The sequence below is a fragment of the Segatella copri genome (genome assembly GCF_009494395.1).
Lineage (GTDB): Bacteria > Bacteroidota > Bacteroidia > Bacteroidales > Bacteroidaceae > Prevotella.
Window position 1 is genome coordinate 1 of sequence record NZ_VZCB01000046.1, and the last position, 15,468, is coordinate 15,468.

The 15,468-nt window shown below is 45.0% G+C and carries 12 protein-coding genes and 1 tRNA gene; 11 read left to right on the top strand and 2 right to left on the bottom strand.

Going from position 1 to position 15,468, the window contains the following annotated elements; translation table 11 throughout:
* Window positions 1-76 precede the first annotated feature (76 nt).
* From F7D73_RS05100 to F7D73_RS05125, 6 genes are all read left to right on the top strand, one after another.
* A complete protein-coding gene (locus F7D73_RS05100; RefSeq protein ID WP_153122728.1) occupies window positions 77-505 on the top strand; it encodes a hypothetical protein in 429 nt (142 codons plus the stop codon).
* 11 nt (window positions 506-516) lie between these two features.
* Complete coding sequence (locus F7D73_RS05105) at window positions 517-1,617, top strand: glycosyltransferase family 2 protein (RefSeq protein WP_153122730.1); 1,101 nt, start codon at window positions 517-519, stop codon at window positions 1,615-1,617.
* Between the two features lie 78 nt (window positions 1,618-1,695).
* On the top strand, window positions 1,696-2,226 hold the full coding sequence (locus tag F7D73_RS05110; RefSeq protein WP_153122733.1) for a GNAT family N-acetyltransferase: 531 nt from the start codon (window positions 1,696-1,698) through the stop codon (window positions 2,224-2,226).
* A 96-nt stretch (window positions 2,227-2,322) separates the two neighbouring features.
* Window positions 2,323-2,396: transfer RNA gene (locus F7D73_RS05115), tRNA-Asp, on the top strand.
* Window positions 2,397-2,612: 216 nt separating this feature from the next.
* A complete protein-coding gene (locus tag F7D73_RS05120) occupies window positions 2,613-4,055 on the top strand; it encodes a sodium:solute symporter (protein WP_153122735.1) in 1,443 nt (480 codons plus the stop codon).
* A gap of 12 nt (window positions 4,056-4,067) precedes the next feature.
* Window positions 4,068-6,095, top strand: a complete 2,028-nt coding sequence (locus F7D73_RS05125) for a M13 family metallopeptidase (RefSeq protein ID WP_153122737.1) — start codon at window positions 4,068-4,070, stop codon at window positions 6,093-6,095.
* A 53-nt stretch (window positions 6,096-6,148) separates the two neighbouring features.
* Here the strand turns inward: F7D73_RS05125 and F7D73_RS05130 are convergent, their stop codons facing one another.
* Together F7D73_RS05130 and truA are read right to left on the bottom strand one after the other, a co-directional pair.
* Window positions 6,149-7,066, bottom strand: coding sequence for a DMT family transporter (locus F7D73_RS05130; protein ID WP_089542731.1), 918 nt, complete (start codon window positions 7,064-7,066; stop codon window positions 6,149-6,151).
* Between the two features lie 165 nt (window positions 7,067-7,231).
* Complete coding sequence (truA, locus tag F7D73_RS05135) at window positions 7,232-7,969, bottom strand: tRNA pseudouridine(38-40) synthase TruA (protein ID WP_153122739.1); 738 nt, start codon at window positions 7,967-7,969, stop codon at window positions 7,232-7,234.
* A 221-nt stretch (window positions 7,970-8,190) separates the two neighbouring features.
* Between truA and dapA the strand changes: the two genes are divergently transcribed.
* From dapA to F7D73_RS05160, 5 genes are all read left to right on the top strand, one after another.
* Window positions 8,191-9,078: a 4-hydroxy-tetrahydrodipicolinate synthase gene (dapA, locus tag F7D73_RS05140; protein ID WP_153122741.1), complete on the top strand. Its 888-nt coding sequence runs from the start codon at window positions 8,191-8,193 to the stop codon at window positions 9,076-9,078.
* 97 nt (window positions 9,079-9,175) lie between these two features.
* Window positions 9,176-10,063 carry a helix-turn-helix domain-containing protein gene (locus F7D73_RS05145; protein WP_153122743.1) on the top strand — a complete coding sequence of 296 codons (888 nt, stop codon included), beginning with the start codon at window positions 9,176-9,178 and terminating at the stop codon, window positions 10,061-10,063.
* 180 nt (window positions 10,064-10,243) lie between these two features.
* Window positions 10,244-11,647 carry a glucuronate isomerase gene (gene uxaC / locus F7D73_RS05150; RefSeq protein WP_153122745.1) on the top strand — a complete coding sequence of 468 codons (1,404 nt, stop codon included), beginning with the start codon at window positions 10,244-10,246 and terminating at the stop codon, window positions 11,645-11,647.
* A 103-nt stretch (window positions 11,648-11,750) separates the two neighbouring features.
* Window positions 11,751-13,070: a YihY/virulence factor BrkB family protein gene (locus F7D73_RS05155; protein WP_194256856.1), complete on the top strand. Its 1,320-nt coding sequence runs from the start codon at window positions 11,751-11,753 to the stop codon at window positions 13,068-13,070.
* 42 nt (window positions 13,071-13,112) lie between these two features.
* Window positions 13,113-15,278 carry a family 20 glycosylhydrolase gene (locus tag F7D73_RS05160; RefSeq protein WP_153122749.1) on the top strand — a complete coding sequence of 722 codons (2,166 nt, stop codon included), beginning with the start codon at window positions 13,113-13,115 and terminating at the stop codon, window positions 15,276-15,278.
* The last annotated feature ends 190 nt before the right edge of the window (window positions 15,279-15,468 follow it).

The following is a 15,468-nucleotide window of genomic DNA, read 5'->3' on the forward strand; positions in this document are numbered from 1 at the left end:
TTGAGTATTAATAACTTATTTAATAATCGTCTCGTTTTAACGGGACACTAGTGAAACTCTACATATTTAAATAATAATGAATATCAAACAAGTACAACGAATATTATTGACCAACTTCTTCTTTATGGTTGTTGTCACTTTGCTGTTGGTAGGTCTTTATGAGACGGAAATTCTTACTCCTACTGATATGGCATCCGATGCAACCTTGATGTTTGTCATTCTCACCATGATGGAGTTGGTAACCATTGTGGCTATTCCTGTTGCGTTGAAAATGTTCAGTTTGAAGGCTGTCCGCCGTAAGTTGGTGGCTCGCAAGGGTGATGCGCTTTTGCCTTGGGGTACAGCGCGTCTTAATATGCTTTGTCTGCCGATGTTGATCAATACTTTCATGTATTATCAGACCATGTCACCGGCTTTTGGCTATATGGCAATTATTCTTTTCCTTTGTCTTTTCTTTGTTTATCCTAGCATTGGCAGATGTGAGGCTGAGGTTAGTGAAGATTGAACGCTTGATTTATGAAATTATCTGTTATTATTGTCAGCTATAATGTCAAGTACTATATAGATCAATGTCTACGTTCTGTACTGAAGGCCATTGATATGGTGGATGTGGAACGCAAAGGAAATCAGGTGGAAATAATCGTTGTGGATAATCATTCTACCGATGGGTCTGTGGAGTATCTTGAAAAGCGCTATCCTAAGAACCTGTATCCTATGCTGAAGATTGTGAGCAGTGTGCATAATCTGGGCTTCGCCCGTGCCAACAACATTGCCATTCGTCAGAGCAAGGGCGCGTATGTTCTCTTGTTGAATCCTGATACAATCGTAGGTGAACATGTTCTTGAGGAATGTCTTGGCTTTATGGATGCTCATTCTGATGCTGGTGCTTTGGGGGTGAGAATGATTGGTGCTAATGGGCAGGTGGCGATGGAAAGCAGGCGTGGCTTGCCTTCTCCGATGGTAGCTTTTTATAAGATGATGGGCTTTTGTGCCCGATGGCCAAAGAGCAAGGTGTTTGGCCGTTATTATATGGGTTATCTTCCTTGGAATGAATCAGCTCAAATCGATGTTGTGAGTGGGGCTTTCTGCATGTTGCGCCGTCAGGCTATAGAGAAAGTGGGATTGCTTGATGAGGATTTCTTTATGTATGGTGAGGATATCGATCTTTCTTATCGTATATTAAAGGGCGGTTTTCATAATTACTATTTGCCTGTAGATATCTTGCATTATAAGGGTGAGAGTACAGAAAAGTCAAGTTTCAGATATGTGCATGTCTTTTATGAGGCAATGCTTATCTTCTTTCGCAAGCATTATTCGGGGATGTCCATTTTGTTGAGCGTTCCTATCAAGATTGCCATTTACACCAAAGCTTCAGTGGCGTTGGTAAGGATGCTCTCGAAAAGAATGCGTAAGAGTTTGGGTTTTTTCTCTCCATCCCTAAGAGATGATTCCCAATATTTGTTATTCGATGCTGATGAGATGAATTATGAGGATATGTTCCGCCATCTTAAGGAAAAGTCGGATGAGCAGGTGAAATTAGCCATTTATACCAAGAGCATTGGTAAGGTTATAACTGATAGATATGTCGTGGATAAGGAAGAAATGCCATATCTATAATGGATAAGTGTAATCTTGATATGTAATTAATGTACGCGCGTACAATATTATATATATAAATCAAAAAGTCATTACTGTATGAATGAAATGAATGGTAAAGATAGTAAACCTTTGGTTTATTTGCGAGCTTTGGAGATGGAGGATCTTGAGTTTCTCTATGAGGTGGAAAATGATAGAAGTTTGTGGGGAGTAGGGTGTACCAATGTACCTTACTCTCGCCAAATGCTGATAGATTATATAGCCAGTGCTTCGGCAGATATTTATGCTGATCGCCAGATGCGCCTTATTATAGAGAATGGACAGCATGAAACGGTGGGTATGGTAGACCTGATAAATTTTGATCCGCGTCATCTTCGTGCTGAAATCGGCATTGTTATCAAGAATGAAGTTCGTGGAAAAGGATATGCTCAAGAAGCAATTCGCCAATTATTGGTATATTCTAAAGAAATTTTACACCTTCATCAGTTGTATGCCATTGTCTCTACCAAAAATGAGAAGGCAGTGAAAATGTTACATTCTGTAGGGTTCGAGGGGAGTAAAATGCTCAAAGAATGGCTATTTGAGGGTGATTTCTACGTAGATGCCTATCTTTTTCAATGTTTTTTGTAAAAAAGTTGTAGAAAAATTTGGTGGAGTCAAATATTTGTAGTACCTTTGCAACCGCAAATGAAAAATGAGCGTTTAGCAATTCAATTTGATTTAATTGGTGCGTTAGTTCAGTTGGTTAGAATGCCTGCCTGTCACGCAGGAGGTCACGAGTTCGAGTCTCGTACGCACCGCAGAAACCTTCGAGAAGTGATTCTCGGAGGTTTTTTGTTTTTATATCCCTTGATGTTCTCCACTCGCCACTCTTCACTTTCTTTCTGTATGTTATTTCTTTGTTAAGGTTTAGAAATAATTTTGATATTTCCTTAATTATCTGTATCTTTGCATCCATAAAGGGAATGTTTAAAATTCTCTGTTAAGGAATAATAGATATAAAAAGAGAGAAAGAAATGATTATTATCATCACAATTTTGGCATATTTCTGCGTGTTGTTGCTTTTCAGTCACATCACGGCAAGACGTGCCAGCAGTAATGAAACGTTTTATAGAGCTAACCGACGTTCGCCTTGGTATATGGTAGCCTTCGGTATGGTGGGTGCTTCCATCTCGGGTATTACCTTTGTCAGTGTGCCGGGCATGGTGATGAAGACCGATATGACCTATCTTCAGATGTGTCTTGGATTTATCGTGGGTTATTTTGCCGTAGGTTTCCTTTTGCTGCCTATCTATTATCGGTATAATCTCACTACCATTTATAGCTACTTGCAGCAGCGGTTGGGTGAGCGCTCATATAAGACGGGAGCTTCATTCTTCCTCTTGTCTAAGATGACTGGAGCCGCAGTTCGCTTCTTTGTGGTCTGTATCTTGTTGCAGCGGTTTGTGCTCGATGGAGTGGGTGTTCCGTTTTGGATAACGGTGCCTGTGATGGTGATGCTCATCTGGCTCTATACCCGAAAGGGTGGCATCAAGACTCTGGTGTGGACGGATTCCTTCCAGACCACCTGTATGTTTGCGGCGCTCATCCTGATTATCTATCAGGTGATGGCAGCCTTAGGCATGACGCCTTCTGAGGCTGTTTCGGCTATAGTTCAAGATAGTCATTCCCGCATCTTTGTCTTTGATGATTGGGTATCGAAGCAGAACTTCTGGAAACAATTTCTCAGTGGTGTGTTTGTGGTGATTGTGATGACAGGATTAGATCAGGACATGATGCAGAAGAATCTTACCTGCAAGTCGCTTCGAGAGGCGCAGAAAGATGTTTGTACCTACGGCTTTGCCTTTGTGCCAGCCAATCTGCTTTTTTTGAGTCTGGGTGTACTGCTGATGATGCTGGCTCAGAAACAGGGAGTGGCTTTGCCATCTGCTCCTGATGATCTGCTGCCGATCTTTGCGGCATCAGGAGCGATGGGAACCTTGGTGGTTGTGCTCTTTACCATTGGTATTGTTGCTGCCAGTTTCTCCAGTGCCGACTCTGCACTGACTGCTATAACCACGAGTCTTTGTGTAGATATCCTGGGCAGGAAGGATGATGTGAAGCTCCGCAAGTGTATGCACTTGTTGGTTGCGGTGGTGTTCATGCTGTTCATCATCGCCTTCAAGGCCATCAACTCTACCAGCGTTATAGATGCCATCTACATTCTCTGCTCGTATACCTATGGACCATTGTTGGGATTGTTTGCCTTCAGTTTGCTTACCAGGCGACAGGTGAACGACCGGTGGTCACCATGGATTTGCATAGCCAGTCCGCTTATCTGTTTCGTCATCGATACCATGACCTCACAGCTTACAGGTTATAAGTTTGGTTACGAACTCTTGATGCTGAACGGTGGCTTGACCTTCGCCGGTCTAGCCTTGAGTAGTGCAAGCCAATTCAATATGAAACATAAACTATAAACATTATAAACAATGAAAACAAAAGTGTTATTCGCTGCATTGTTGCTCAGTGCAACAACAGCTTTTGCCCAGCAGGATAAGTTGGGCTCTGGTATTGACAAGGCCAATATGGACTTGAGCATCAAGCCAGGAAATGATTTCTATCGTTATGCCGCAGGCAACTGGATGAAGAACAATCCGCTTGATGCTGAGCATACTGATAATGGTGCTTTTACAGACCTCTTTGAGCAGAATCAGAAGCGCATTCAGGACATCATCCTTGAATATGCTTCCAAGCCACAGCAGAAGGGTTCGCTCGGACAAAAGATCGGTTCGCTCTACAACCTCCGTATGGACAGCGTTCGCCTGAACAAGGAGGGATGGGCACCTATCAAGCCAACTCTCGACCGTATCGCTGCCATCAAGGACCGCAGAGAGTATCAGTTGGTAACAGCTCAGCTCGATTTCCGTGGCGAGGGTACCATGATGTATGGTATCGGTGTTGGTGCCGACCTTCGTGATGCCGCCAACAACCTCGTTGAGGTAGGACAGGGCGGTATTGGTCTTGGTGTACGCGATTACTATGTAAACGATGACGAGCAGACCAAGAAGATCCGTGATGCATACAAGGCTTATATGAAGAAGCTATTCCAGATGGTAGGCAACGACGAGGCTACAGCCCAGAAGAAGATGGAGGCTGTGATGGCTATCGAGACCCGCATCGCTAAGGCAAGCTATAGCCAGGTACAGCTCCGCGACATCGACAAGAACTATCACAAGATGACCTACAACCAGCTCGTGCTCGATTATCCTGGCATCGACTGGGGCAACGTGTTCCTGGCATCCGGTTTCCCTGCTTTCAAGGAAGTTTGTGTAGGTCAGCCTGAGCCAATCCACGAGGTTGAGAAGATTCTCGCAGAGACCTCTCTGGATGATTTGAAGACATACGCAGAGATCAAGGTGATTTCAGGTGCAACCAGTGTGTTGAGCGATGATTTCCGTGCCGTATCCTTCGAGTTGAGCAAGGTAATGAGCGGTGTTCAGCAGGACCGTCCTCGCTGGAAGCGTGCCGTAAGTACTGTAAGTGGTGTTCTTGGCGAGGCTATCGGAAAAATCTACGTAGAGAAGTACTTCCCAGAGAGCAGCAAGAAGCGTATGCTCGAATTGGTTCACAATCTTCAGACAGCCCTCGGTCAGCGCATCGATGAAGCTACCTGGATGAGCCCTGCTACCAAGGCACAGGCTAAGGATAAGCTGGAGAACTTCATCATCAAGATCGGTTATCCTGACAAGTGGAAGGATTATAGTGGCTTGCAGGTAGATGACAGTCTTTCTCTCTATGAGAATATGGCAAACATCTCTGAGTTCTTTACCAAGGATGCTATCGCCCGTAAGGTGAATAAGCCTGTAGATAAGACAGAGTGGGGAATGACTCCTCAGACTATCAATGCTTATTACAATCCAACTACCAACGAGATCTGCTTCCCTGCAGCTATCCTGCAGCCTCCTTTCTTCGATCCAACAGCTGATGATGCTATGAACTATGGTGGTATCGGTGGTGTGATTGGTCATGAGATGAGCCACGGTTTCGACGACCAGGGTAGTCAGTTTGATAAGACTGGTAATCAGCACAACTGGTGGACCGCTGCAGATAAGAAGAACTTTGAGGCTCGTACCAAGATTCTGGTTGACCATTTCAACAAGATTGAGTTGGCTGGCAAGAAGGTGAATGGCCAGATGACCCTGGGTGAGAACATCGGTGACAACGGTGGTTTGAACATCGCTTTCCGTGCACTTCAGAATGTGATGAAGACAGAGAAGTTGGGCGTAAAGGAAGGCTTCACTCCTGAGCAGCGTTTCTTCCTGGCATGGGCTCGTGTATGGGCTAGCAATGCTCGTCCAGAGTATCTCCAGTATTTGATGACCGTAGATGTTCACTCTCCAAATGAGGCTCGTGTTAACGGTGCCCTCCCTATGGTGGATGCATGGTACAAGGCATTCAACGTAAAGAAGGGTGATAAGCTCTTTGTTCCTAAGAACAAGCGTGCACATATTTGGTAAAAACATAAAAAGTCTTGCAGGCATTGCTTGCAAGACTTTTTTTTTTATGACGATTATTTTGTTCCGAAATAGAGGAACAGCATTCCGAGTAATACGAGGAGAAGGTCAACAAACTTAGCCTTGAGGTTCTTCTCGTGGAAGATGGCTGCTCCGAAGAGGAAGCTGACGATGACCGAACCGCGGCGGATCATGCTGACGATACTGATCATGGCTCCCGGCAAGCTCAATGCGTAGAAATATACGAAATCGGCAGCCGAAAGGAAGATGCTGATGAAGATGATGCTCCAATGCCAATGGAATGGGGTGGAGTTCTTCTTTGTTGGCCACCAGATCATCAGGAGCATGGCTCCCATCAGGAAGCACTGGTAGATGTTGTACCAGCTCTGCACGATCATTCTATCCAATCCCACGCCACCATTCTCTGGTGGAGCCATCAGATACTTGTCGTATAGACCACTCACCGCACCGAGTACGGCAGCCAGAACGATGAAGTAAATCCATTTGTTGTGCTTGAAGTCGATGCCCTCCTTCTTTCCGCTGCGCGAAAGCATGGCAAAGGAGATGATGGCAAGGATGACACCAATCCACTGGTAGAGGTTGAGTACCTCGCCATAAACCAGCAAGGCTCCTACGAGTGTCATCACCGGACGGGTGGCATTGATAGGTCCCACGATGGTGAGTGGCAGATGCTTCATGCCGAAATAACCGAAGATCCAACTGCTCAATACGATAAAACTCTTGAGCACGATATACTTGTGAACTTCCCATCCGCCTTCGGCTACATGGAACATGGTTCCATCCAGCGAATTTCCTGTATAGCTCAAGATGATGAACGGCAGGAAGATGAGTGATGAGAAAAGCGTGTTCAAGAAGAGCACGGGAATCACTGCGTTACCTGAAAGTGCCTTCTTCTTGAAGGCATCATAGAATCCCAGCAGCGCTGCTGAGAGAAATGCTAATACTAACCACATATTATTTTGAACTTTGAACTTTGACCATTGAACTTTATGATTACTTTGAACTTTATGATTACTTTGAACTTTGAACTTTGACCATTGAACTTTATGATATGCCTTGTCTTGCAACATATAGGATTATAGCCTATTATACTAATCATAAAGTTCAAAGTTCAAATCTCAAAGTTCCATGTACCCCACGTCTTCCAGGAACAGGGCGTTGCCTGGCATGCTTTCGCCCGCATCGCTGCGGCTGCCATTGTGCAGGATGTCGAGGAACTGCTCCATCGTAATCTTTCCCCTGCCCACATCGATGAGGGTACCCACCACGGCTCTCACCATGTTTCTGAGGAAACGGTTGGCGGTGATTTCGAAATACCAGGTGGTAGGGGAGGTCTGAACCCATCGGGCTGTCGTTACGTGACAGATGGTGGTTTTGTTGTCACCACCCGCCTTGCAGAAAGCAGCATAGTCTTCGTGTTGCAGAAAATGCTGTGCAGCCTCGTTCATCTTCTCAAAGTCGAGAGGATAGTTCATCTGCAGGGAATAGTGACGCTCGAATGGGTCCTTTTTTGTGTGGATATAATAATGATAGGTACGCGAGGTGGCAGAGAAGCGGGCGTGCATCTCAGGATTAACCTCCTGTACTTTGTATACTGCGATGTCACGTGGCAGAATTCGGTTCAGACGATATACCAGTTGGTCGAGTTCCATCGTAATCTCAGCTTCGAAGTGAGCCGCCATGTTGCGGGCATGTACTCCTGTGTCGGTTCTTCCGGCTCCCACTACTTCTATTTCTTTTCTCAGAAGTATGGAGAGTGCACGCTGCAACTCCTGCTGTACCGAATTGGCATTAGGCTGAATCTGCCAGCCGTGATAGTTGGTTCCGTCGTAACCAAAGAATATAAAATATCTCATTATTAACTTTGAACAGTTTTACTTTGAGCTTCGAACATAGAGCTTGGTTTGCCCTTCGTTCTTCGCTTAATTCGGGTGCAAAGTTACTAAAAAAACGTGAAATATGGTATAATAATACAGAATATTTTCAAAAATGATACAATCTTGAAAGAAAAATCCATTTTTATTTTGCATTTTGATAATAATTGTGTACTTTTGCCAATGATTTTGTTTAATAGATTATGGCACAGAATATTTTTAAGGGCTTAGGTATTGCCCTCATTACTCCATTTAAGGCCGACGGATCGGTTGATTATCAGTCTCTCAAGAGATTGGTAGAGTTCCAAATTGACAATGGTGCAGACTTTCTTTGCATCCTTGCCACTACTGGTGAGGCTCCATGCCTGACCCAGGAAGAGAAAGACAAGATTACTGAATTGGTGAAAGACGTGAACAAGGGGCGCGTCAAGATTTTGAAATATTGTGGCGGCAACAATACTGCTGCTGTCGTGGATGAAATCAAGAACACAGACTGGAGTGGCATTGACGGCATCCTCAGCATTTGTCCTTATTACAACAAGCCATCTCAGGAAGGCTTGTATCAGCATTTCAAGGCAATTGCTCAGGTTAGTCCACTGCCTATCGTACTCTATAATGTTCCTGGTCGTACAGGTATTAACATGAAGCCTGAGACCACTTGTCGCATTGCGCGCGATTTCCCTAATGTAGTAGCAGTGAAGGAAGCTAGTGGCAGCCTGGAGCAGGTAGATGAGATTATCAAGAACAAGCCGGATAACTTTGAAGTTATCAGTGGCGATGATGCGCTTACCTTCTCTATGATAGCAAGTGGTGCTGCTGGTGTTATCTCTGTAATCGGTAATGCACTGCCAAAGGCATTCAGCCGTATGATTCGTCTGGAATTCCGCGGTGAATACGAGCCTGCACGCAAGATTCATCACTCTTTCACAGAGTTGTACAGTCTGCTCTTTGTGGATGGTAACCCTGCAGGTGTTAAGGCTCTGCTGAATGATATGGGCTTCATTGAGAACGAACTCCGTCTGCCTCTGGTACCTACACGTATCGCAACCAAGCAGAAGATGAGCGAAATCCTTAGAACATTGAATATTTAATATATTGGTTAGTGAATAATGATTAGTGATTATTGTATGCGCATGATGATCACTAATCATTATTCACTACTCACTACTCATTAATCACTATAACATTATGGCAGAAGACAGAAGAATCATACATGAAATTACCCCTTTGATGGGTAAGGACGTACTATATATTGCTGACCGTCACAAGAAAGAGTTTACCTATCCGATACACAACCATTCGGTATTCGAACTTAATTTTGTAGAGAATGCGGCCGGTGTGAAACGTATTGTGGGCGATTCACAGGAGGTTATAGGCGATTATGATCTCTGTCTTATCACCTCTCCTGACCTGGAACATGTATGGGAGCAGAACGAATGCCGAAGTGATGACATTCGTGAGATTACCATTCAGTTTGACTTCAGTATGGCAGATGAAACCCTTTTCGGAAGAAATCCTTATGCCAGCATTACCCGTATGATGCAGGAGGCTAAGAAAGGACTTTGTTTTCCGATGAAGGCAATCATGAAGGTGTATGGACTGCTTGATACATTGAGCGGCATCAAGGATGGATTTTATGCCGTCCAGCAATTCCTGACCATCCTCTATGAATTGTCTAAGTGCGAGAATGCCCGTACCTTGGCTTCTTCCAGTTATGCTAAGGTAGCCGTTGAGGATGACAGTCGCCGTATATTAAAGGTGAAGAATTATATCTCTAAGAATTATATGGATGATCTCCGCCTGCCTCAGCTTGCTTCTTTGGCGGGCATGAGTTCGAGTGCATTCAGCCGTTTCTTCAAACTTCATACGGGCAGGAACATTTCTGAGTATATCATCGACCTTCGTCTCGGCTATGCGGCACGCATGCTGGTAGATACAGCCAAAAGCATCAGTGAAATCGGATTTGACTGCGGGTTTAATAACCTCAGCAATTTCAACCGGATATTCAAGAAAAAGAAGGGATGCTCGCCAAGTGAGTTCCGTGAGAACTATCATAAGACAAGAATCATCGTATAATATGGAACTTTGAAATTTTATTTTTCAACTTTAAAAACTTCAAATTCATAAGATAACGTAATCGTTTAAGTGAAATAATCAAAAATATTTCGCTTAAACGATTTGTTATTCCAATATTTGTTGTATCTTTGCGTCATAATTAATAGTAATAAATAAACATTTAAAAACTACTATACAGTTATGAAGCAATTTATGGATGAAAACTTCCTGCTTGACACAAAGACTGCGCAGGACCTTTTCCACAATCATGCGGCTAAGATGCCAATCATCGATTATCACTGCCACCTCATCCCTGAGATGGTTGCTAATGATCACAAGTTCAAGAGCATTACAGAGCTTTGGCTCGGTGGTGACCACTATAAGTGGCGTGCTATGCGTACCAATGGTGTAGACGAGCGTTTCTGCACAGGTACTGATACCAGCGACTGGGAGAAGTTCGAGAAATGGGCTGAGACTGTACCATATACATTCCGTAACCCTCTGTATCACTGGACCCACTTGGAGCTGAAGACAGCTTTCGGTATCGACAAGCAGTTGAGTCCTAAGACTGCCCGTGAAATCTATGACGAGTGTAACGAGAAGTTGCAGCAGCCTGAGTTCAGCGCTCGCGGCCTGATGCGTCACTACAACGTAGAGTGCGTTTGTACAACAGACGACCCAATCGATGATCTCCGTTACCACAAGCAGACACGTGAGAGCGGTTTCGAAATCAAGATGATTCCTGCTTGGCGTCCTGACAAGGCTATGAACATCGAAAAGCCAGATTTCGCTGACTATATGAACAAACTCGGTGAGGTAGCAGGTGTTAACCTCGTTACATTCCAGGATATGGTTGATGCTTTGCAGAAGCGTCACGACTTCTTCACAGAGAACGGCTGTAAGTTGAGCGACCACGGTATTGAGGAGTTCTACGATGAGCCATACACAGATTCTCAGATTGAGACTATCTTTGCTAAGGCTATGCGTGGTCAGCAGCTTTCAGCTCTCGAAATTCGTCAGTACAAGCATGCATTCCTCAAGGTTTGCGCAGAGATGGATCACGCTGCCGACTGGACTCAGCAGTACCACTATGGTGCTATCCGCGACAACAATACATTGATGTACAATAAGCTCGGTGCTGATACTGGTTTCGACTCTATCGGTGAGTTCACTACAGCTAAGGCTATGAGCAGCTTCCTCAATGAATTGAACATGGAAGGCAAGTTGACACGTACTATCCTCTATACTTTGAACCCATGCGCCAACGAGGTTATCGCTACTATGCTTGGTAACTTCCAGGATGGTTCTTGCCCAGGCAAGATTCAGTTTGGTTCAGGCTGGTGGTTCAACGATCAGCTCGATGGTATGACCCGTCAGATGAACGCTCTCTCAGTATTGGGTCTCTTGAGCCGTTTCGTAGGTATGTTGACCGACTCACGTTCATTCCTCAGCTACCCACGTCACGAGTACTTCCGTCGTTTGCTCTGCAACCTCCTCGGCAATGATGTAGAGAAGGGCTTGCTTCCTAACGACATGGAGAGCCTCTCTCGCATGGTAGAGGACATCTCTTACAACAACGCTCGCAACTACTTCAAGTTCTATTAATCATAGAGCTTAAGCAATTATACTAAGACAAATCCCTTCACGGCATCATGAGATGATGTTGTGGAGGGATTTGTTGCTTGATAACGGAGTAAAACTTCAGAATATGGGGGTAATAGACAGAATACTAGGATTCTACGAAGATATTAGAGAGTTTAATTCTTCTAATATCAAGGATTTCCGGGGCAGAATGAAGTCTTGGATCAAGATGGGTATGCTTGCCAGTCGCATCTTCTATGTAAAGGATATGTGGGCAAGGGATGTAGCTGCATTGACTTTCGCCTCCTTCATGGCTTTGATACCTTTTATGGCGATGATGTTTGTTATTGCCCGAGGCTTCGGCTATGCGTCATTGCTGGAGTCATGGCTGTCTACCACCTTCGAGGCACAACCGGTTGTTGCCAAGACTATCGTTGACTTCGTACATAATTATATTGAGAACACGCAGAGCAACTATATCATCGGTACTGGTATCGTGATGTTTCTCTATACCATCGTTTCCCTGATGCAGAAGATAGAGCTTACCTTTGATGATATCTGGCATACGGGCGAGCGTTCGTGGAAGCAGATAGTTACCGAATATCCTACCATTCTGTTCGGACTGGGACTGATGATTCTCTTTGCTTCGAGCATCAACGTATGGATAGTGAATATGGTGGATAATGTCGACAAGATAGCCGATATCGGGGATACGATTCCTTCGTTTATCCTTCATTTGGCGGCATTTGTTCCGATGTTTTTATTCTTTGTGTTCTGCTATTATGTCATTCCGAATACTTATATCCGGGTCCGCAGTACTCTGGTGCCTTCATTCCTGGCGGGTATCTGCATGACAGCCTTGCAGTATGGCTACATCTATCTGCAGGTATTTCTGTCCAGCTATAATGTTATCTACGGTTCGCTGGCAGCCATCCCGCTCTTTCTGTTATGGCTTCAGATATCCTGGGCCATTGTGGTCTTTGGCGCTTTGCTCTGTCATACCAATCAGAACATTCATTATTACGATGGCGATCTCAGTTACGACCATCTGAAATTGTCACAGCGCATCCGGGTTTGTGGCATGGTGATGCATTTGGTATGCAAGCGCTTCAATGATGGTGAGCAGGCCTATACGCCTAAGGAGATTCATGACTTGACGGAGATTCCGCAGCAGATAGTCAATCAGGCTGTAAGAGAACTCTTGCAGGCGAAGTTGCTGGTAGAGATTCGGAGTGAGAAGAAAGGCTGTTTCGAAGAATCGGTCATCCTGCATCCGATAGAGAAGATAGATCATCTAACATACGGAACAATGATAGAGCGACTCTTCAACTATGGCGAAGATATTGCCGGACTGGCAGAGCTGGAAAGCGATTTGATATTGTGGAAGAATATCGAAATCGTTAATCTTGACTTCGTGGAGAATGGCAAGAAAATAGCTTTCATCTAGAAAAATATTCAAATTATTATAAACCTTTAAAACCATTAGAGTATGAGAAAATTTATTTCATTGGCAGTTGTTGCTCTCTTGGCTTCTTCCATGTCGGCACAAACCATTGCCAACATGAAAGACCTGAATGCCGAGAAAAAATCTGCAGCTATTAATCTAAAGTTGACAGGAACCTTGACGACTACGAAAAATTCAGATTTCCGCCAGCTTCGTGATCTCTGCTGGCAGTTGAGAAATCTGGACCTGAGCGAGGCAACCTGTCCTGTTCTTCCTAAGAATGCATTCCATTCCCGTCATCATCTGCAGCATATCATCTTGCCAAATCTGTTGCAGGAGATAGGTACTCAGGCTTTCTTTGCCTGCGATAACCTGCAGGAAGTGGTGATACCCAAGTCTGTAACGAAGGTGGGCGCAGCAGCCTTCTCTGGTTGCAAGTCTCTGAAAAACATCACAATCGAAGGCACACCTGAGATAGGAGAGTTTGCTTTTGCCAATCTTGAGGGGGTACAGGTCATCAGGGTAAATTCCAATATTCCTCCAAAGGCTGCTGCAACGGCTTTTTCGGGCGTGAACATGCGTGGTGTGAAACTGGTCATGCCAAGAGGCAGCGAGAAGGCTTACCGCAAGGCGCAAGGCAGGAAGGCTTTCTTCGGAGAAGTGAAACAGGCTAGGGAAGTATGCAATCCTAAAGCTTGCCTGATTCCTGTACCGATGGATCTGAAGGTGAAGGCAAAGGCTGCACCGTTGCAGGTGGCAGGAAACTGGAAGATTGTGGCTGATGAAGGTCTGGCTAATGAGCGTGAACATGCTGACAGAATCCTCAAGGAGCGAAATGCTCAGCAGAAAGGAGCACAGCTGACGATGACCCTTGCCATTGATCCTACTCTTACCGATGCTGAGGCTTATACTCTGGAAGTACAGCAGAAGGGCGTGGTCATTAAGGGAAAGACTGCAGCTGGTGTCTTCTACGGATTGATGACTTTCGACCAGTTGCTTCGTGGCAATGCATCTAAGGTGGGTTGCGATGCCATCCCACAGCTGGCTTTGAAAGACCAGCCCCGCACTCATGTAAGAGAGTTGATGGTGGATCCTTGCCGTATCTTTATCCCATACGAAGAGTTGAAGGCTTTCGTTCCTGAGATGGCTCGCTATAAGCTCAATATGCTTCATCTTCACTTGGTGGATGATCAGGCTTGGACTATCGAAATCAAGAAATATCCTCGTCTCACCGCTGAGGCTAGCAGCCGATGGGGTATGGACGATATGCTGATGCCTATCAAGGGATATTATACACAGGAGCAGATGCGCGACTTTGTAGCATATTGTGCCAAGTATCATATCCAGGTGGTACCGGAGATTGAGATGCCTGGTCATGAGGTGGCTGCCATCAGTGTTTATCCGGAATTGACCTGCCAGGGAGTGAGAAAGCCTATCCGTACTACTTGTGGTGTATCAGACGAATTGCTCTGTGCCGGTAATGAATTCACTTACGAGTTCCTTGGAAATGTATTCAAGGAGCTTGCCGATGTCTTCCCATCAGAATACATTCATCTGGGAGGTGACGAGGCTGGTAATCCTGCCCTTGATTGCTGGACCAACTGTCCTAAGTGTCAGGCATTGAAGAAGAAACTCGGTATTACTTCTACCGACCGTTCAGAGAACTGGAAGCTGCAGGGCTATCTCTTCGACCGTGTGATAGATCTTCTTCGTACCCAATATCATAAGACTCCGATGTTCTGGTATGAGACCGATTTCAAGAAGATTCAGCCAGGGTGTGTTACCTTTGCCTGGCGTGCTGGTCTCACCAAGGAAGCATTGGTGGCAGCGGTGGAGAACAATGCCCGCATCTTGCTTTGCCCAGGTGAACATTGCTATTTCGACTATCCGATGGCCAAGGGTGACATGCCTGAGGTAAACTGGGGAATGCCGGTTACTTCCTTGAAGGCAGCCTACGATCTTGATCCTGCATGGGGAATGGGAGAGGAGTTTGAAAAGAACAACCTCTTTGGTGTAGCCGGAACCTTGTGGAGTGAGTGTATCAATTCTCCTGAGCGCATCTATTATCAGGCTTATCCACGTGCATTGGCTTTGGCAGAAGCCGGATGGAGTCTTCAGAAGAATCGCTCCTGGGAAGGATTCCTCACCCGATTGAAGCCTACGGCAAAGGATATGATGCGAAGAGGCATCACCTTCTCTATGGAATGGTAAACATCCAGGAAAGAATCAGTTGATTATCAGATTGATACCATATAATAAAAGAAAAAGCGTGTAAGTATTGCTACTTACACGCTTTTTTTTATTATTATTATAAACGTAATTACTTCGTTTGCTTTCTCTTAAGAATGCTGTTGCATTCGGGATTGAATCCCTTATGCGCAAGCACAACCACGGCTTCTGT